This window comes from Corallococcus sp. CA053C, assembly GCF_003611675.1.
In the GTDB taxonomy this organism is placed as follows: domain Bacteria; phylum Myxococcota; class Myxococcia; order Myxococcales; family Myxococcaceae; genus Corallococcus.
In genome coordinates this window covers 1-13,818 of record NZ_RAWA01000257.1, presented here as the reverse complement: position 1 = coordinate 13,818, position 13,818 = coordinate 1, and the positions used below count along the sequence as shown (strand labels likewise).

The window sequence follows — 13,818 nt, the reverse complement described above, 5'->3', positions numbered from 1 at the left end:
GGCACAGGATGCCCCGCCCCCTCGCGAACATCACGATGTCCCACAGCGCCAGGAAGTACCCCGCGAAGTCCAACGCCGCGATGAGCTTGAGCTCGTGTTCAATCTGCCGCGTCACCTCCGGCGGCACGCCCGCCGGATAGCGCGCGCGCAGGCCCGCCTCCGTCAGCGTCCGCAGATGCTCGTCCACCGTGCGGCCCTCGGGCAGGTCCTCCTCCGGGAAGTGGTAGTGCAGCGAGTCCAGCGAGGCGTCACAGCGCGACGCCAGCTCCACCGTGCGCTCCAGCGCGTCCGGCCGATCCGCGAACAGCCGTGCCATCTCCCCGGGTGACTTCAGCGTCCGCTCCGCGTTCGGGAACAGCCGCGTGCCCGCCTGATCCACCGTCACCCCGTGGCGGATGGCGGTGAGCACGTCCTGCAGCGGCTGGCGCTCACGGTGGTGCGTGTGCACGTCGTTGTGGACCACCAGCGGCACGCCCAGCGCGCGGGCCAGCGCCTCCGCCCGGGCCTCCCGGGCCGCGTCCCCCGCCGACAGCGAGCGGCTCAGGCCCACGTGGAAGCCTCCCGGGAACGCCTCCGCCAGCGGGGCCACCGCCTCCAGCGCCGCGGGGCCCGGCAAGAGCGCGAGCAGCCCCGACGCGTGCTCCGCCAGCTTGCGCCAGGGCAGCCCCGCCTCGCCCTTGGGGTGCGTCATCCGGCTGTGTGACACCAGCCGGCACAGGTTCGCGTACCCGGCCGCGTCCCGGGCGTACACCACCACCGGCGGGCCGTCCTCCAGCGTCAGCTCCGCGCCCAGGAGCAGCTTCACGCCATGCTCCTTCGCCGCCAGGTGCGCCTTCACCGCGCCGTACAGGCCGTCCCCGTCCGTGAGCGCCAGCGCGGACAGGCCCAGCCGCGCCGCCGCCGCCACCAGCTCCTCGGGATGGGACGCGCCACGCAGGAAGGAGAAATGGGACCGGCACACCAGCTCGGCGTAGCTCACGCCGGATCAGGATACTGAGCGGGCGTTCAGGCGCTAGATTGGATCTTCGTTCCGCGAGAGGGCGACTTCATGAGTTGGGTCCCGGCGGACGCGGGGTTTGAGCTGTCATTGAGCGCACACCGGATCAGCAGCCCATCGCCAGCGCCTCGCCCTGGAGGGGTGCCACCTCCACCGTCTCCAGGAACCGGGCCAGGGCGGCGTTGACTGCCGCGGGCTGCTCCAGGATGCACATGTGCCCGCCACAGGGCAGCGTCACCAGCCGGGAGCCCTGGATGCGCTGGTGCAGCCGGGCCGCCGCCGTCGGCGCCGTCACCAGGTCCTCGTCCCCCACCATCACCAGCGTCGGCGTCGCGATGCGGTGCAGCTCCCCCTCCACGCCGCGGCGGTGGATGACCCCCTGCATCGCGCGCCACACCTGGCGCGGGTTGTCCACGAGCTGCTGACGCAGCAGCGCGCGCTCCGCCTCCCGCTCCGGGTCGCGCATGAACGTGCGCCCGAAGTAGAGCGACATGATCCGGTCCACCACCGGTCTCAACCCCAGCCAGTGCGTCATCGTCGTCAGCAGCCGGTAGCGCGCCAGCGTCAGCGGCAGCTCCGCCGCCGCGGAGGAGTCCAGCAGCGACAGCGAGCGCAGGAGCTCCGGATGGCGCGCGGCCACCCTCAAGCCCACGAAGCCGCCCATGGACTGCCCCACGAAGTGACAGGGCGCGAGCCCCAGGGCCTGGATGACGGCCACCGCGTCCTCGTACACCGTGCGCAGGTCGATGGGCGAGCCGCCAGGCGGGGGCTCGCTGTGGCCCTGGCCCCGGTGGTCGTACACGATGCAGCGGTAGCGTCCGCGCAGGGCCGCCACCTGCTCGCGGAACAGGCGGGAGTCCCACAGCAACCCGTGGCTGAAGAGGACCGGCTCACCAGAACCGCCGGTGTCTTCGTAGTACAGTCGGGTGCCACGGATGGACAGATACGGCATGGGCTTCCCTTCGGGAGTGGACCACGGGGTCCTCGCCCGCAACCCCCCTGCCGTCCGATTGCTTCCTGACGCCCGGCCGCCCGGTTTGACAGGAAGCCGAAGCGGCTGCCAAACAAGGACCCCATGGACCCCACCGCCTGGCAGCTCTGGTTGATTGCCGCGATCGTCCTGGGAGCGATGGAGATCAAGCTCTCCGGCTTCGTGACGCTCTGGTTCGCCGTGGGCGCGCTGATGTCCGCCCTCATCGCCGGCGCGGGCGTGGGACTGGACGGTCAGCTCGCCATGTTCACCCTGGTGTCCACGGCCCTCTTCGCCGCGTCCCGGACGATCTTCAAACACGTTTTCATGCGGGACGCCGTGCATTTGAAGACGGGCATCGAGGCGATGCTGGGCCAGGAGGCCGTGGTGATGGAGGCGCTGTCCGACCCGCACGGGGGCACCGTGCGCATCAACGGGGAGCTGTGGATGGCGCGCTCCCTGTCGGGGCCCCTGCCCGAGGGCGAGCGCGTCACCGTGGAACAGATTGAAGGACTCAAGTTGTGGGTGCGGCGCCCGTCGGCGTCTCACGAGGTCTCGCTGCCTCAACCGCGGCGCAAGAAGAAGGAGACTGTAGGATGGGATTGACCATTGTTCTGTTCGTCGCGGCGGTCGCCGTCGTGTTCGCGCTCGCCACCGGTGTTCGCATCGTTCCCCAGGCCAAGGTCATGGTCGTGGAGCGGCTGGGCAAGTTCCACCACGTGGCCACCAGCGGCCTCAACATCCTCATCCCCTTCATGGACAGCCCCCGCGCCATGGAGATGCGCAACGGCGTCCGCATCGTGCGCAACACGCTGGTGGACCTGCGTGAGCAGGTCATGGGCTTCGAGACCGTCCAGGTCATCACCCATGACAACGTCAACATGGAGGTCGGCTCGGTCATCTACTACCAGATCGTCGATCCGGGCCGCGCGCTCTACCAGGTGGAGAACCTGGCGCTCGCCATCGAGCAGCTCACGATGACGAACCTGCGCAACGTCATGGGCGGCCTCACCCTGGACCAGACGCTGACCAGCCGCGAGACGGTCAACACCAAGCTGCGCATGGTGCTGGACGAGGCCACGGAGAAGTGGGGCGTCAAGGTCACCCGCGTGGAGCTGCGTGAGATCGAGCCGCCCCAGGCCATCAAGGCCGCCATGGCCAAGCAGATGACCGCCGAGCGCGAGCGCCGCGCCGAGGTCACCAAGGCCGAGGGCGACAAGTCCGCCGCCATCCTCCAGGCCGAGGGCGAGAAGATCTCCCGCATCCTGCGCGCCGAAGCCGAGCGCGACGCGGAGATCGCCCGCGCCGAGGGCCACAAGCGCGCCGTCATGTTGGAGGCCGAAGGCAAGGCCGAGGCCACCCGCCTCACCTTCGAGGCCATCCACACCGGCCGCGCCACCCCGGAGGTGCTCGCGCTGCGCTACCTGGAGACGCTCCAGGAGCTGGGCAAGGGCGACAACAAGATGTTCGTCCCCTACGAGGCCACCGCCGCGCTGGGCACCCTGTCCATGCTCAAGGACGTCTTCGGCGGTGAGAGCGCGCCTGCCCCCACGCCCGCCGAGGCCCCGCGGCTTCCGGCCCGCAACCCTTCGGCCGCCGCGCTGAGCGCCCAGGCGCTGGCGCGCAACGCCGCCGCGGCCTCCACCGCGCCCATGCCGGCCACCCGCCGCGTGCAGCCGCCCACGCCTTCGGACGAGTAGGCGTCCCCAGGGGAATCGTTGTCAGGGCACCGACGTTCCAGACGTCGGTGCCCGCCGTCGCGGCGCCCCGGGGCTTGCACTCCGTACGGGCCCTGTCGCATCTTGCAGCCGTCGCATCCGTTGTCCCCGCGGGAGGTCGTCACAGGACTTCCCCCACACGAGGTCAGCACACCCTTGAAGCTGCACGCCTGAAACCCCGGTCCCTGGCTGTACCCCGCCGCCGCGCGTCCTGATGGGCGTGTGCGCTGGCTTCCGGATTCAGGAGTCGCTTCAAATGCCCTCGTCCTCCCTTCGCGCGCACAGCGTCTGCTTTTCGTTCACCGATGCCGTCCCCGTCCTCACTGACGTGGACTTCCACCTGGCCCCGGGCTGGACGGGCCTCGTCGGCCCCAACGGCGCCGGCAAGTCCACCCTCCTGCGCCTGCTGTCCGGGGAGCTGACGCCCACGTCGGGACAGCTCTCCTTCGACCCGCCCTCGCCCCTGGTGTGTCTGTGTCCCCAGGGCGTGGAGGTCCTCACGCCCGACATCGCCGCGTTCGCGGAGGCGTGGGACGCGCTGGCGCGCAGGCTCCACGGCCAGCTGGGCCTGGACGTCACCGCGCTGTCGCGCTGGCCCACGCTGTCGCCAGGAGAGCGCAAGCGCTGGCAGGTGGGCGCGGCGCTCGCCCGCGAGCCGGACGTGTTGCTGCTGGATGAGCCCACCAACCACCTGGATGCCGAAGGGCGCGCGTGGCTTGCGTCCGCGCTGCGCCGCTTCCGGGGCATTGGCGTCGTCGTGTCCCATGACCGGGAGCTCTTGGAGCTGCTCACGCAGGGCACCCTGCGCGTGCACGGCGGTGGCGCGCGGCTGTACCCCGGGGCCTACTCCGCCGCGCGCGGCCACTGGGAGGCGGAGCGCGAAGCCGAGGTCGCCGCCCACCAGCAGACGAAGGCGGAGCGGGACCGGGCCGCGCAGCTGCTCGACCGCGCCCGGCGCGAACAGCAGGGCGCCACCCTGTCGCGCAATACCGGGCGGCGGATGAAGAACAAGTATGACAGCGACGCGCGCGGCCTCATGGCCTCCACGCTCGCGAGCTGGGCGGAGAGCCGCCTGGGCCACCAGGTCACCGTGAAGCGCCGCGAGCTGGAGCGCGCCGAGGCCGCCGTGGGTGACTTCACCGTGGACAAGACCGTGGGCCGTTCGGTGTTCGTGGACTACGTGCGCTCACCCAACCCGTGGATCTTCACGCTCGACACGCCGGGCCTGAAGGCCGGTGACGTGGAGGTGCTGGGCCCCACGCGCCTGGACGTGGACCGCGCGGCGCGCATCCGCATCGAGGGCCCCAATGGCGCCGGCAAGACGACGCTGCTGCGCGCCCTGCTGGAACAGGCGCGCGTGCCCCGCGACAAGCTGCTGTACCTGCCGCAGGACCTGGGCGAGGCCGAGGCCCGCGCCACGCTCGACGCGGTGCGCGCGCTGCCCCCCGAGGAGCGCGGACGGGTGCTGTCATTGGTGGCCGCGCTGGGCGTGGATCCGCACCGGCTGCTCGCGTCCGAACAGCCGTCTCCGGGCGAGGCGCGCAAGCTGTTCATCGCCCGCGGCCTGGGCCAGCACGCCTGGGCCCTGGTGCTGGACGAGCCCACCAACCACCTGGACCTGCCGTCCATTGAACGCCTGGAGGCGGCGCTGCGCGACTACCCCGGCGCGCTGCTGCTCGTCACCCACGACGCCCCCTTCGCCCGCGCGTGCACCACCACCCGGTGGCTCGTCGCGAACGGACAGGTCACCGTGAGCTGATTTCCCAAAAGCTGGGAAAAGCAGGACTCCACTTTCGCGTGGGATTGTCAGAATTTATTCCCACGGGTGTCGTCGAGGCTGTCTTGACGACCGGGAGCGCCGCCGCCACGCACGGTGGCCGGCACTTCCTGGCTGTCATCACACACCCCCAAGGAGTTCACATGCCACGGCCCACGCCGTCATGGAGACGTTCGTGTCTGCTCATCGCAGGCACGCTGGTATTCACCGGCTGCGGAGGCGACGCCCCGTCCGAGGCGGCCCTCTCGAAAAGCCAGACAGATTCACTGCTTCAGGGCCCAGACCTGGTCATCACCGAGCTGAGGGGGCCTGCCAGCGTTCGCGATGGCTACCCCTTCACCGTCAGCGCCCGGGTCTGCAACCGGGGCACCGCGCCCATTTCGCCCAGCGGCACGCTGGCCCTCCAGGTGTACCTGTCCACGACGGCCACCCAGCAGGTGCCCGCGCCCGGCGCTCCGCCCACCACGCAGCAGGTGACGGTGGGCGAGGTGACGCTGGGAATGCCGCTGGAGCCCGAGCAGTGCGTCACCCCCAGCCTGTCGGTCACCGCGACCCGGCCTTCCGCCTCGACTCCGAACGGCGCCCTCTATCTGGGCGCCAGCGTGGACACGCGCAAGGTCGTGACGGAGGTGAACGAAACCAACAACAGCCTCGTCAGCGGCCTGATGGGCGTGGGCACCCTCGCGGACCTCGTGGTCACCGAGGTGAAGGCCCCTGCCAGCGCACGGCCCGGGGACAGCTTCCCCGTGACGCTGCGCGCCTGCAACGTGGGGACTTCGCCGGCATCGTCCTCCAACGTCCGGTTGTACGTCTCCACCCTGGCCACGCTGACCCTGCCGGCGCCTGGCGCTTCCCTGCCGACGACGCTCGCGCAGGTGGGTGACGTGAGCGTGCCTTCGCTGGACGTGGGCGCGTGCCTCTCGCTCCCGACGCAGGCCTCCGCCGTGCGTCCGCCCGCGGCCACCACGCCCGAGCAGCCGCTGTACCTGGGCGCCTTCACCGACCCGGTGCGCACCGTCCTCGAGTTGCGCGAGGACAACAACGCGCACGTCGCGGGTCGCCTGGGCATCGGCAATCAGCCCGACCTGGTGGTCACCGACGTGACGGGCCCGGACAGCCTGCGCTCCAGTGCGCCGTTCTTCGCGTCCGTGAGGGTCTGCAACGTGGGCACCGAGCCCGCCCTCAACCCGCGCGCGGAGCTGTTCCTGTCCACCCAGGCCACGCTGTCCCCGGGAGCGACGAATCCCGGCTCCCAGACGGAGGCGCTCGTCGGTTCGGCGCAGGGGATGCGGCTCGATGCCGGACGGTGCACCACGCTGTCCATGCAGGGCAACGCGTTCCTGCCTCCGGCCGCCGTTCCGAACACGCCGCTCTACCTGGGCGCGCGCGTGGACGGACAGCTCCAGATCCCGGAGCTGCGCGAGGACAACAACACCTTCGTGAAGGGGCTCGTCGGCGTGGGCACCGGCTCGGACCTGGTGGTCCGCTCGCTGAAGGCGCCCGCCACCGCGAGGCGCAACGGACCGTTCACCGCCGAGGCGAAGGTCTGCAACGTGGGCACCGAGATGTCCAACTCCGCCCGGGTGGAGCTGTTCCTCTCCACGGAGAGCCCGGTGGTGTTCCCGTCGCAGAGCGGTCCCATCGCCACGTCCACCCAGGTGCCCGTCGGCGGGATGGACGTGCCGTCCCTGTCGGCCGGGGGATGCGTGATCCGGTCGGTGTCCGCGTGGGCGCAGCCGCCCCCGGAGGCCGTGCCAAGCCAGCCCCTGTACCTGGGGGCCGCCGTCGACACGCAGCGGAACAACCCGGAGCTGCGCGAGGACAACAACACCTTCACGGCCGGGCCGCTGGGCGTGGGGGATGACGCGGACCTGATCATCACCGAGCTGCGGGCCCCCGCGAGCCTGCAGGACGGCCAGTCCTTCGCCGCGACCTACACGGTCTGCAACCAGGGCCTGTGGCCCACGAACGGCTTCGGCATCTCGCTGTTCCTGTCGTCGGAAGCCGCGCCGCCCGCGCCGCAGTCCCCGCCGTATGGGATGCCGCCTCCCGGCTACGCCCTCCAGGGCCGCTGGGATTCATCCCTCCACGTGGAGGCCGGACAGTGCATTTCGCAGCGGTCCTTCTTCACCGCCTGGCGTCCGCCGAACTCGCCGCCGGATCAGCCCCTGTACCTGAGCGCCACCGTCGACACGACGTCCCTCGAGCTGCGGCGGGACAACAACGGCTTCGCGGCGGGACGCGTGGGCCTGGGGCAGGGAGCGGACCTCGTGGTCACCGAGGTCAAGGCGCCCGCCAGCGCACGGTCCGGCTCCACGTTCACCACCTCCGTTCGCGTCTGCAACGTCGGCACCCAGCCGTCGTCCAGCTCCCTCGTGGAGGTGTACCTGTCGTCCGAACCCACGCTGGTCGTGACGAGCCCCCCGGGCCCCGACTCCTCGCGGGCCTTCGTGAATGGCGTGCCGGTGCCCTCGCTGGGTGTCGGAGCGTGCATCACGCGGGAGATCTCCGGGCAGTCCGTCCCGCCTCCCAGCGCGTCGCTCCAGCAGCCGGTGTACGTGGGCGCCATCGTCGATCCGGGGTCGAGTCAGCCGGAGCTGCGCGAGGACAACAACACGCTCGTGGGCGGCATGATGAGCCTGGCCAGCGGACCGGACCTGGTCGTCACCTCGCTGGACGCCCCCGCCAGCATCACCCCGGGCGGTGCCTTCTCCGCTTCCGCGCGCGTCTGCAACGTGGGCACCGATCCCTCGTCCTCCAGTGACGTGGCGATCATCCTGTCCACGGACGACACCTGGAGCCCGCCGGTCGTGGGGATGCCTCCGCCCCCGGCCATCAGCTCCAGCCAGGCGAACATCGGCTCCCTGCCGGTTCCGCCCCTGCAGCCCGGCCAGTGCGCGGCCCCGTTCGGGACGATGTCCTCCTACGGACCGACGGCGTCGCTGCCGGGTCAGCCGCTGTACGTGGGCGCCACCGTGGATCCCTTCCAGTCCCGGCCCGAGCTGCGCGAGGACAACAACGTCTTCGTGAAGGGACGCATCGGCTACGGCTTCGGTCCTGACCTGGTCGTCACCGGGGTGACGGGTCCCGCCAGCGTCCTGCCGGGGCAGTCCTTCACCGCCACCATCACCGTCTGCAACCAGGGCACGCAGCCCGCCCCGCAGGGGGCGCGCGTGGACCTGTACGTGCTGTCGAACACCACGGTGCCCATGCCGCCGCCGGGCATGGCGCCGAGCCCCTCGCAGTCGGCGGGTTGGAGCACGCTCGACCCGTTGGAGCCGAACACCTGCGTCTCCACGCCGGTGCCCGCGAACGCGTACGTCCCCGGGCCCACGGACTCCCTGCCGTTCTTCCTGGGCGCTTCCGTCGACACGCTCCAGTTCACCCAGGAGCTGCGCGAGGACAACAACACCTTCCTGGGCCCGCGCATCGGCGTGGGAACCGGACCGGACCTCATCATCACGTCCATGGGCGGACCTGCCAGCGTCATGCCCGGCAACTCGATGCGGATCCCCGTGACCGTCTGCAACCAGGGCCAGGCGCCCTCGCAGGCGCAGCCCCTGGAGGTCTTCCTCTCCACCGAGCCCGTCCTGCCGGAGCCGTCCTCGACGGGGATGGGGATGGAGATGTCCTCCACCCTGTCCCGGCTCGGGATGATGGACGTTCCGCCCCTGCAGCCGAATGCGTGCGCCACGCGCGAGGAGTCCTTCTACGCCTACCCGCCGAGCGCGGCGACGCCGTTCGCGCCGGTCTACCTGGGCGCCGCCCTGGTCGTGACCGGTTCGTCTCCCGGACAGGAGCTGCGCACGGACAACAACACCTTCGTGCGCGGCCGCATCGGCGTGGGAAACGCACCGGACCTCGTCATCACGGAGGTCACCGCGCCGTTCTCCGTGCGCTACAACGAACAGCTCACCACCACCGTGAAGGTCTGCAACCAGGGCACCACCGCCCCCTCGGGCACCAGCTCGGGCCGGGTGGAGCTGTTCCTCTCCACCCAGTCCTCCCTGGAGTTCCCGTCGGGCCCCGGCACGTCCTCGTTCCAGGTGTCCCTGGGGTTCGTGGACCTGGGAGCGCTGCAGCCCCAGCAGTGCACGACGCGCCAGCTCACCACGCCCGTCCTCACGCCGAGCGGCAGCCCGGGCTTCGGGCTGTTCTACATCGGCGCGCTGGTGGACTCGCAGCGCACGCTGGTGGAGCTGCGCGAGGACAACAACGCCTACGTGCAGGGCTTCCTCGCCGTGATGCCGTAGTCACTTCGCGGTGATGGAACGGGCGTCGGCCGGGGCCTTCAGGTGCCCCGGGCGACGCCCGTCGTCGTTCAGCGTCCGGCGGGCGTGTCCGTCCACTGGCGGTACCACGCCACCAGCCGGGCCACGCCCTCGTCCACGGACACGCGGGGCCGGAAGCCCGTCTCAAGCTCCAGCCGCGAGGAGTCCGCCCAGGTGGAGGCCATCTCCGCGGCCCCCGCGGGCACGGACGTCACGCGGGCCTTCGTGCCCCAGTGCCGTTCCAGCAGGGCCACGAAGTCACCCAGCGCCACCGGCTCGCCGTGCCCCACGTTGAGCAGACGCTGGGGCGGGCTCTCCGATGTGAGCCGGGGGGGCCGGTCGAGCACCCGCAGCACGGCCTCCACCACGTCGTCCACGAAGGTGAAGTCCCGCCGCATCCGCCCCTCGCCGTGCAGCACCAGGGGCTCCCCTCGCGCCAGCGCGCGCAGGAACAGCAGCGGCGCCATGTCCGGGCGTCCCCAGGGGCCGTACACCGTGAAGAAGCGCAGGCCGCTGGTGGGCAGCCGGTGCAGGTGGCTGTACGCGTGTGCCATCAGCTCGTTGGCGCGTTTGGTGGCGCCGTAGAGGTTGAGCGGCTGATCCACCGGAGCGTCCTCGCGGAACGGAGCGGGCGTGGCCGCGCCGTACACGGAGCTGGAGGACGCGTAGACGAGGTGCGCGACCTTCGCCTCGCGGCAGCCCTCCAGCACCCGCACGAAGCCCGTCACGTTGGTGTCCGCGTACGCCGGGGCCTCCGCGTCCGGGGCCCGCACGCCCACGCGCGCGGCCAGGTGCACCACGCCTTCGGGACGCGCGAGCGCGAACGCCTCCCGCAGCCGGGCCGCGTCGGCGAGGTCGCCCGCGAGGAAGGTGAAGCCGCGCGTGCCGGACAACCGCGCGAGCCGGGAGCGCCGCAGCGCCACGTCCCCGGGGGCCCGGTCCAACGCGTCCAGCCCCAGCACGGTGTCACCGCGCGCGAGCAATCGCTCGCAGACGTGGGCGCCGATGAAGCCCGCCGCGCCCGTCACCAGGACCCGCATGCCCCCCTCTTCGCGCGCGCGAGAAGGGCCCGGAGCGAGCCCCTCACGGCACCACCTGCACCGCCTCGATGACGGCGCGGCGCAGGAACGAGTTCCAGTCCGACTGGGCCTGGTAGACGCTGACCGTGGGCGAGGAGCGGAAGGTGTCCGTCCACAGCACCTGCCCCGTAGGGTCCACCACGCCCACGCGCAGCACGACGTCCACCCGGCCCAGCACCGCCGCGCCCGACACGTCCAGCCAGTCCAGGATGACCACCACGCCGGCCTCGGCCTTGTTCTGCTGGATGAAGGAGGCCACCTCGTCGGTGAGGGGCACCGGGGCCTGGGACTGGCGCGTGGCCACCACCTCGAAGCCGCGCTCGGCGAGCACGGCTTCCGTCTGGCGCGCGATGACGGTGCGCGGGTTGCTCTCTCCAATCATGTCCTGACGGAACGAGCCGGACGGCAGCACGTCCACGCGCGAGCCCGCCACCACCACCACCTTGCGGATGCTCCCCGCCGGGCGCACCTGCGGGGCGGCGCAGGCCGTGAAGACGAGAGACACGAGGAGGACGCAGAGGATTCGGGCGGGGCGCATCCCCCAACGCTAGGCCACAAGCGTCAGCGCCTCCACCGGGACCGCACCCGCCGGCCCCTCAATCGAACAGCCCTTGCAGGTAGAAGCCCCCGTCCCGTCCGTCCCGGAACACCCAGGCGGGCCCCAGCCCCTCGAAGTGCACGCGGTAGTAGTCCCGCTGGTAGGGCGTGTCCGTCCACCACTCGCCCCCCAGCCGCTCCGGCCCCGCCATCGCCGTCACCCGGTGCCGTCGCCCCCCGAGCCGCGCCGCCAGGAGCGCCCCGGACTCCGCCAGCTCCGCGTCCAGCCGGGCCGGCCGCGCCAGCAGCCGCGACGGCCGCTCCCGGGCCGCCCCCGCCTCGCGCCAGACCGTCACCGGCCCCGTCCGCTCCGCCAGCCCCGTCCGCTCCGCCGGCTCCGTCGCCGACAGCAGGCCGCGCCGCGCCTCCGGGGGATGGAAGGCCCGGGCGACATGCGCGGCCTCCGGCCGGTGCGCCGCCTCCAGGGACGCCGCGAACAGCGCCTCCTCGCCCAGCGTCGTCGCCAGCCGCGACAGCACGCCTTCCAGGGCCGCGTCCCCCTCCGGAGCGTCCCCCAGCGCGAGCTGCTGGCCCAGGTCCTCGTCGTGCGCGTCCACCCGCACGGCCACCTCCGCCACGGGGCGCTCCAGCCGCAGCTCGCCCAACCGGTGCCGGGCCAGCTCCAGCAGCAGCTTCGCCCGCGCCGTGGGCCGCGCCAGCAGCAGCGGCACCTGGGCCTCGCCGGTGGGATCCAACCGCAGGACGAAGGTGAGCCGCACCGCCGCCCGCTGCCGTCCGGCCAGCCGCGCGCCCAGCCGATCCAACAGCGTCTTGAGCGCGAACTGCACGGGTTCGAAGGTGTCCGCGGGCGCGTCCAGCACCACGCGATCCTCCAGGGACTCCTCCAACGGTTCGGGCGCGAAGGGCGTGTCGTCCACCCCCCGGCACCGCGCGTGCGCCCGGGCCGCCGCCGCGCCCCCGCGCGCCACCACCGCGCCCGCCGGCAGCGCCGCCACGTCCCCCAGCGTGGGCAGCCCCAGCACCGCGAAGGCCTTCACCGCGCCGTCCTCCAGCGCCTGGAGCGGCAACGGCGCGAGCGCCCGCGCGCCCTGCCCCTCCGGCACCACCGTCACCCGCCGGGTGCCATGCCGCGCCAGCACCCGCGACGTGAACGCCTCCGAGGCCACCGTCACGTGCCCCCGGTAGCCCTGCTCGGCGCAGACCTCCAGCACGCGGGCGCCCAGCTCCAGCTCGCCCCCCACCAGGTGCGCGGCCCCCGCGTCGAACCACAGGCCGTCCGGCGCATCGCGCTGGAAGCCCGGGCACAGCCCGAGCAGCGACTCCCCCAGCGCCGCCAGCGCCTGGGCCTCGTCCTGGGGGCGGTAGGGGAAGTGCCGCAGCTCCGGCTCCAGCGCCGTGGCCGCGGTCAGCGTCATCCCCGGCCGCACGCCCGCCTTCAGCGCGCGCGTGGAGGCGAAGGCCACCCGGCGCTGGCCGCGCACCTCCTCCACCAACGCGAGCGGCTGGCCCGCGAGCAGCGGCGATTCGATGACCTTGCGCTGCACCGGGAAGCGCGTGACGTGCAGGTAGCCCCTCCGCATCGGGATGCCCCTTCCCTCAGCACGCGCCCGACGACGGCGGAAGGTCCTGGCGCAGCGAGGACATGGGCGCGTCGCGTCCGGGCCGCTGTCCCTGGATGCCGCAGCCGTTGCGCACGTGGGCGCTCGACTCACGGTAGAAGCCCGGCCCCGGCCCGGCATCCGACGCCCCCGCGTCGCGATCCACGTCGTCCACGTCCAGCCGCGCCCCGGCATCCAGCCCGACCTCCGGGTACAGCTCCTGCCAGGGACGGACGACGCGCATCCCCACGCCACCGCCCCGGCTGCGCTCCAGCTCCACGGACCAGCCCTGGACGCCCCGGGCCTCCAGCCGCAGCCGTGCCAGGCCATCCGCCGGGGCCTCCGGGGACGTGAGCAGCAGCACCAGCGTCCCGCCCCGCGCCGCCGCGTCCGCGAGCTTGCGCGCCTCCGGCAGGGAGAGCCGCTCCGGCTTCCCCGCCGCGCCCACGCCGTGCGTCAGGTCCAACACCACGCAGGTGAAGGCCCCGCTGCGCGCGAGCTGCACCGCGGCCCACACGCGCTGCGCGAAGGCCCGGGGCTGCACGACGAGCAGCCGCTCCAGGTCCACGCCCAGCGCCGCCGCCGCGGGGGGATAGAGCTCACGGGGGCCGTCCACCCACGCGCACAGGCGCAGCTCGCGGTGCGCGGAGGCCACCGCGCGCAGGGCCAGGCTGGTGCGCCCGGACGCCGCCTCACCACACAGCTCCACCGAGTGCCCCAGGGGCAGGCCGCCCATGGGCAGCAGCGCGTCCACCGCGTCCACGCCCGTGCGCAGCACCGGGAGCGCGCGCCGGGGCGCGGCCTGGAGTTGACGGATCCGTTCACGCAGCTCCTCCACCACCCCCACCGC

Annotated in this window: 10 protein-coding genes; 4 read left to right on the top strand and 6 right to left on the bottom strand. The window is 72.5% G+C overall.

Translation table 11 applies throughout. From position 1 onward, the window contains the following. Both D7V97_RS28130 and D7V97_RS28125 read right to left on the bottom strand, forming a co-directional pair. Positions 1-979: PHP domain-containing protein (locus D7V97_RS28130; protein WP_120613722.1), on the bottom strand; the 979-nt coding region annotated here is incomplete at its 3' end. Between the two features lie 124 nt (positions 980-1,103). After that, entirely contained in the window at positions 1,104-1,949 is an 846-nt protein-coding gene (locus D7V97_RS28125; RefSeq protein ID WP_120613721.1) for an alpha/beta fold hydrolase, read from the bottom strand. 123 nt (positions 1,950-2,072) lie between these two features. Here D7V97_RS28125 and D7V97_RS28120 point away from each other — a divergent pair, with 123 nt between their 5' ends. From D7V97_RS28120 to D7V97_RS28105, 4 genes are all read left to right on the top strand, one after another. After that, entirely contained in the window at positions 2,073-2,573 is a 501-nt protein-coding gene (locus D7V97_RS28120) for an NfeD family protein (protein WP_120613720.1), read from the top strand. Continuing rightward, the gene (locus D7V97_RS28115) at positions 2,564-3,667 is read left to right on the top strand and encodes an SPFH domain-containing protein (RefSeq protein WP_120613719.1); all 1,104 of its coding nucleotides are present in this window, start codon (positions 2,564-2,566) and stop codon (positions 3,665-3,667) included. Before D7V97_RS28120 ends, D7V97_RS28115 begins: the two co-directional genes overlap by 10 nt. 274 nt (positions 3,668-3,941) lie before the next feature. Further along, a complete protein-coding gene (locus tag D7V97_RS28110; RefSeq protein ID WP_120613718.1) occupies positions 3,942-5,444 on the top strand; it encodes an ATP-binding cassette domain-containing protein in 1,503 nt (500 codons plus the stop codon). Between the two features lie 161 nt (positions 5,445-5,605). Continuing rightward, positions 5,606-9,715 carry a CARDB domain-containing protein gene (locus tag D7V97_RS28105; RefSeq protein ID WP_120613717.1) on the top strand — a complete coding sequence of 1,370 codons (4,110 nt, stop codon included), beginning with the start codon at positions 5,606-5,608 and terminating at the stop codon, positions 9,713-9,715. A 68-nt stretch (positions 9,716-9,783) separates the two neighbouring features. Here D7V97_RS28105 and D7V97_RS28100 read toward each other — a convergent pair whose 3' ends face one another. The 4 genes from D7V97_RS28100 to D7V97_RS28085 are packed head-to-tail and all read right to left on the bottom strand — an operon-like array spanning position 9,784 to position 13,815. Continuing rightward, positions 9,784-10,773: an NAD-dependent epimerase/dehydratase family protein gene (locus D7V97_RS28100; RefSeq protein WP_120613716.1), complete on the bottom strand. Its 990-nt coding sequence runs from the start codon at positions 10,771-10,773 to the stop codon at positions 9,784-9,786. Between the two features lie 43 nt (positions 10,774-10,816). Continuing rightward, entirely contained in the window at positions 10,817-11,350 is a 534-nt protein-coding gene (locus D7V97_RS28095; protein WP_120613715.1) for a hypothetical protein, read from the bottom strand. A 58-nt stretch (positions 11,351-11,408) separates the two neighbouring features. Then, complete coding sequence (locus D7V97_RS28090) at positions 11,409-12,950, bottom strand: DNA polymerase Y family protein (protein ID WP_120613714.1); 1,542 nt, start codon at positions 12,948-12,950, stop codon at positions 11,409-11,411. A 16-nt stretch (positions 12,951-12,966) separates the two neighbouring features. Then, positions 12,967-13,815 (bottom strand): ImuA family protein, encoded by an 849-nt coding sequence (locus tag D7V97_RS28085; protein WP_120613723.1) that lies wholly within the window; start codon positions 13,813-13,815, stop codon positions 12,967-12,969. Positions 13,816-13,818 lie beyond the last annotated feature (3 nt).

What these genes read in the sequence shown, in the direction of transcription:
- D7V97_RS28115 (WP_120613719.1), top strand. Translation starts at nt 2,564, where the DNA reads ATGGGATTGACCATTGTTCTGTTCGTCGCGGCGGTCGCCGTCGTGTTC.
- D7V97_RS28110 (WP_120613718.1), top strand. Translation starts at nt 3,942, where the DNA reads ATGCCCTCGTCCTCCCTTCGCGCGCACAGCGTCTGCTTTTCGTTCACC.
- D7V97_RS28120 (WP_120613720.1), top strand. Translation starts at nt 2,073, where the DNA reads ATGGACCCCACCGCCTGGCAGCTCTGGTTGATTGCCGCGATCGTCCTG.
- D7V97_RS28100 (WP_120613716.1), bottom strand. Translation starts at nt 10,773, where the DNA reads ATGCGGGTCCTGGTGACGGGCGCGGCGGGCTTCATCGGCGCCCACGTC.
- D7V97_RS28095 (WP_120613715.1), bottom strand. Translation starts at nt 11,350, where the DNA reads ATGCGCCCCGCCCGAATCCTCTGCGTCCTCCTCGTGTCTCTCGTCTTC.
- D7V97_RS28090 (WP_120613714.1), bottom strand. Translation starts at nt 12,950, where the DNA reads ATGCGGAGGGGCTACCTGCACGTCACGCGCTTCCCGGTGCAGCGCAAG.
- D7V97_RS28125 (WP_120613721.1), bottom strand. Translation starts at nt 1,949, where the DNA reads ATGCCGTATCTGTCCATCCGTGGCACCCGACTGTACTACGAAGACACC.
- D7V97_RS28105 (WP_120613717.1), top strand. Translation starts at nt 5,606, where the DNA reads ATGCCACGGCCCACGCCGTCATGGAGACGTTCGTGTCTGCTCATCGCA.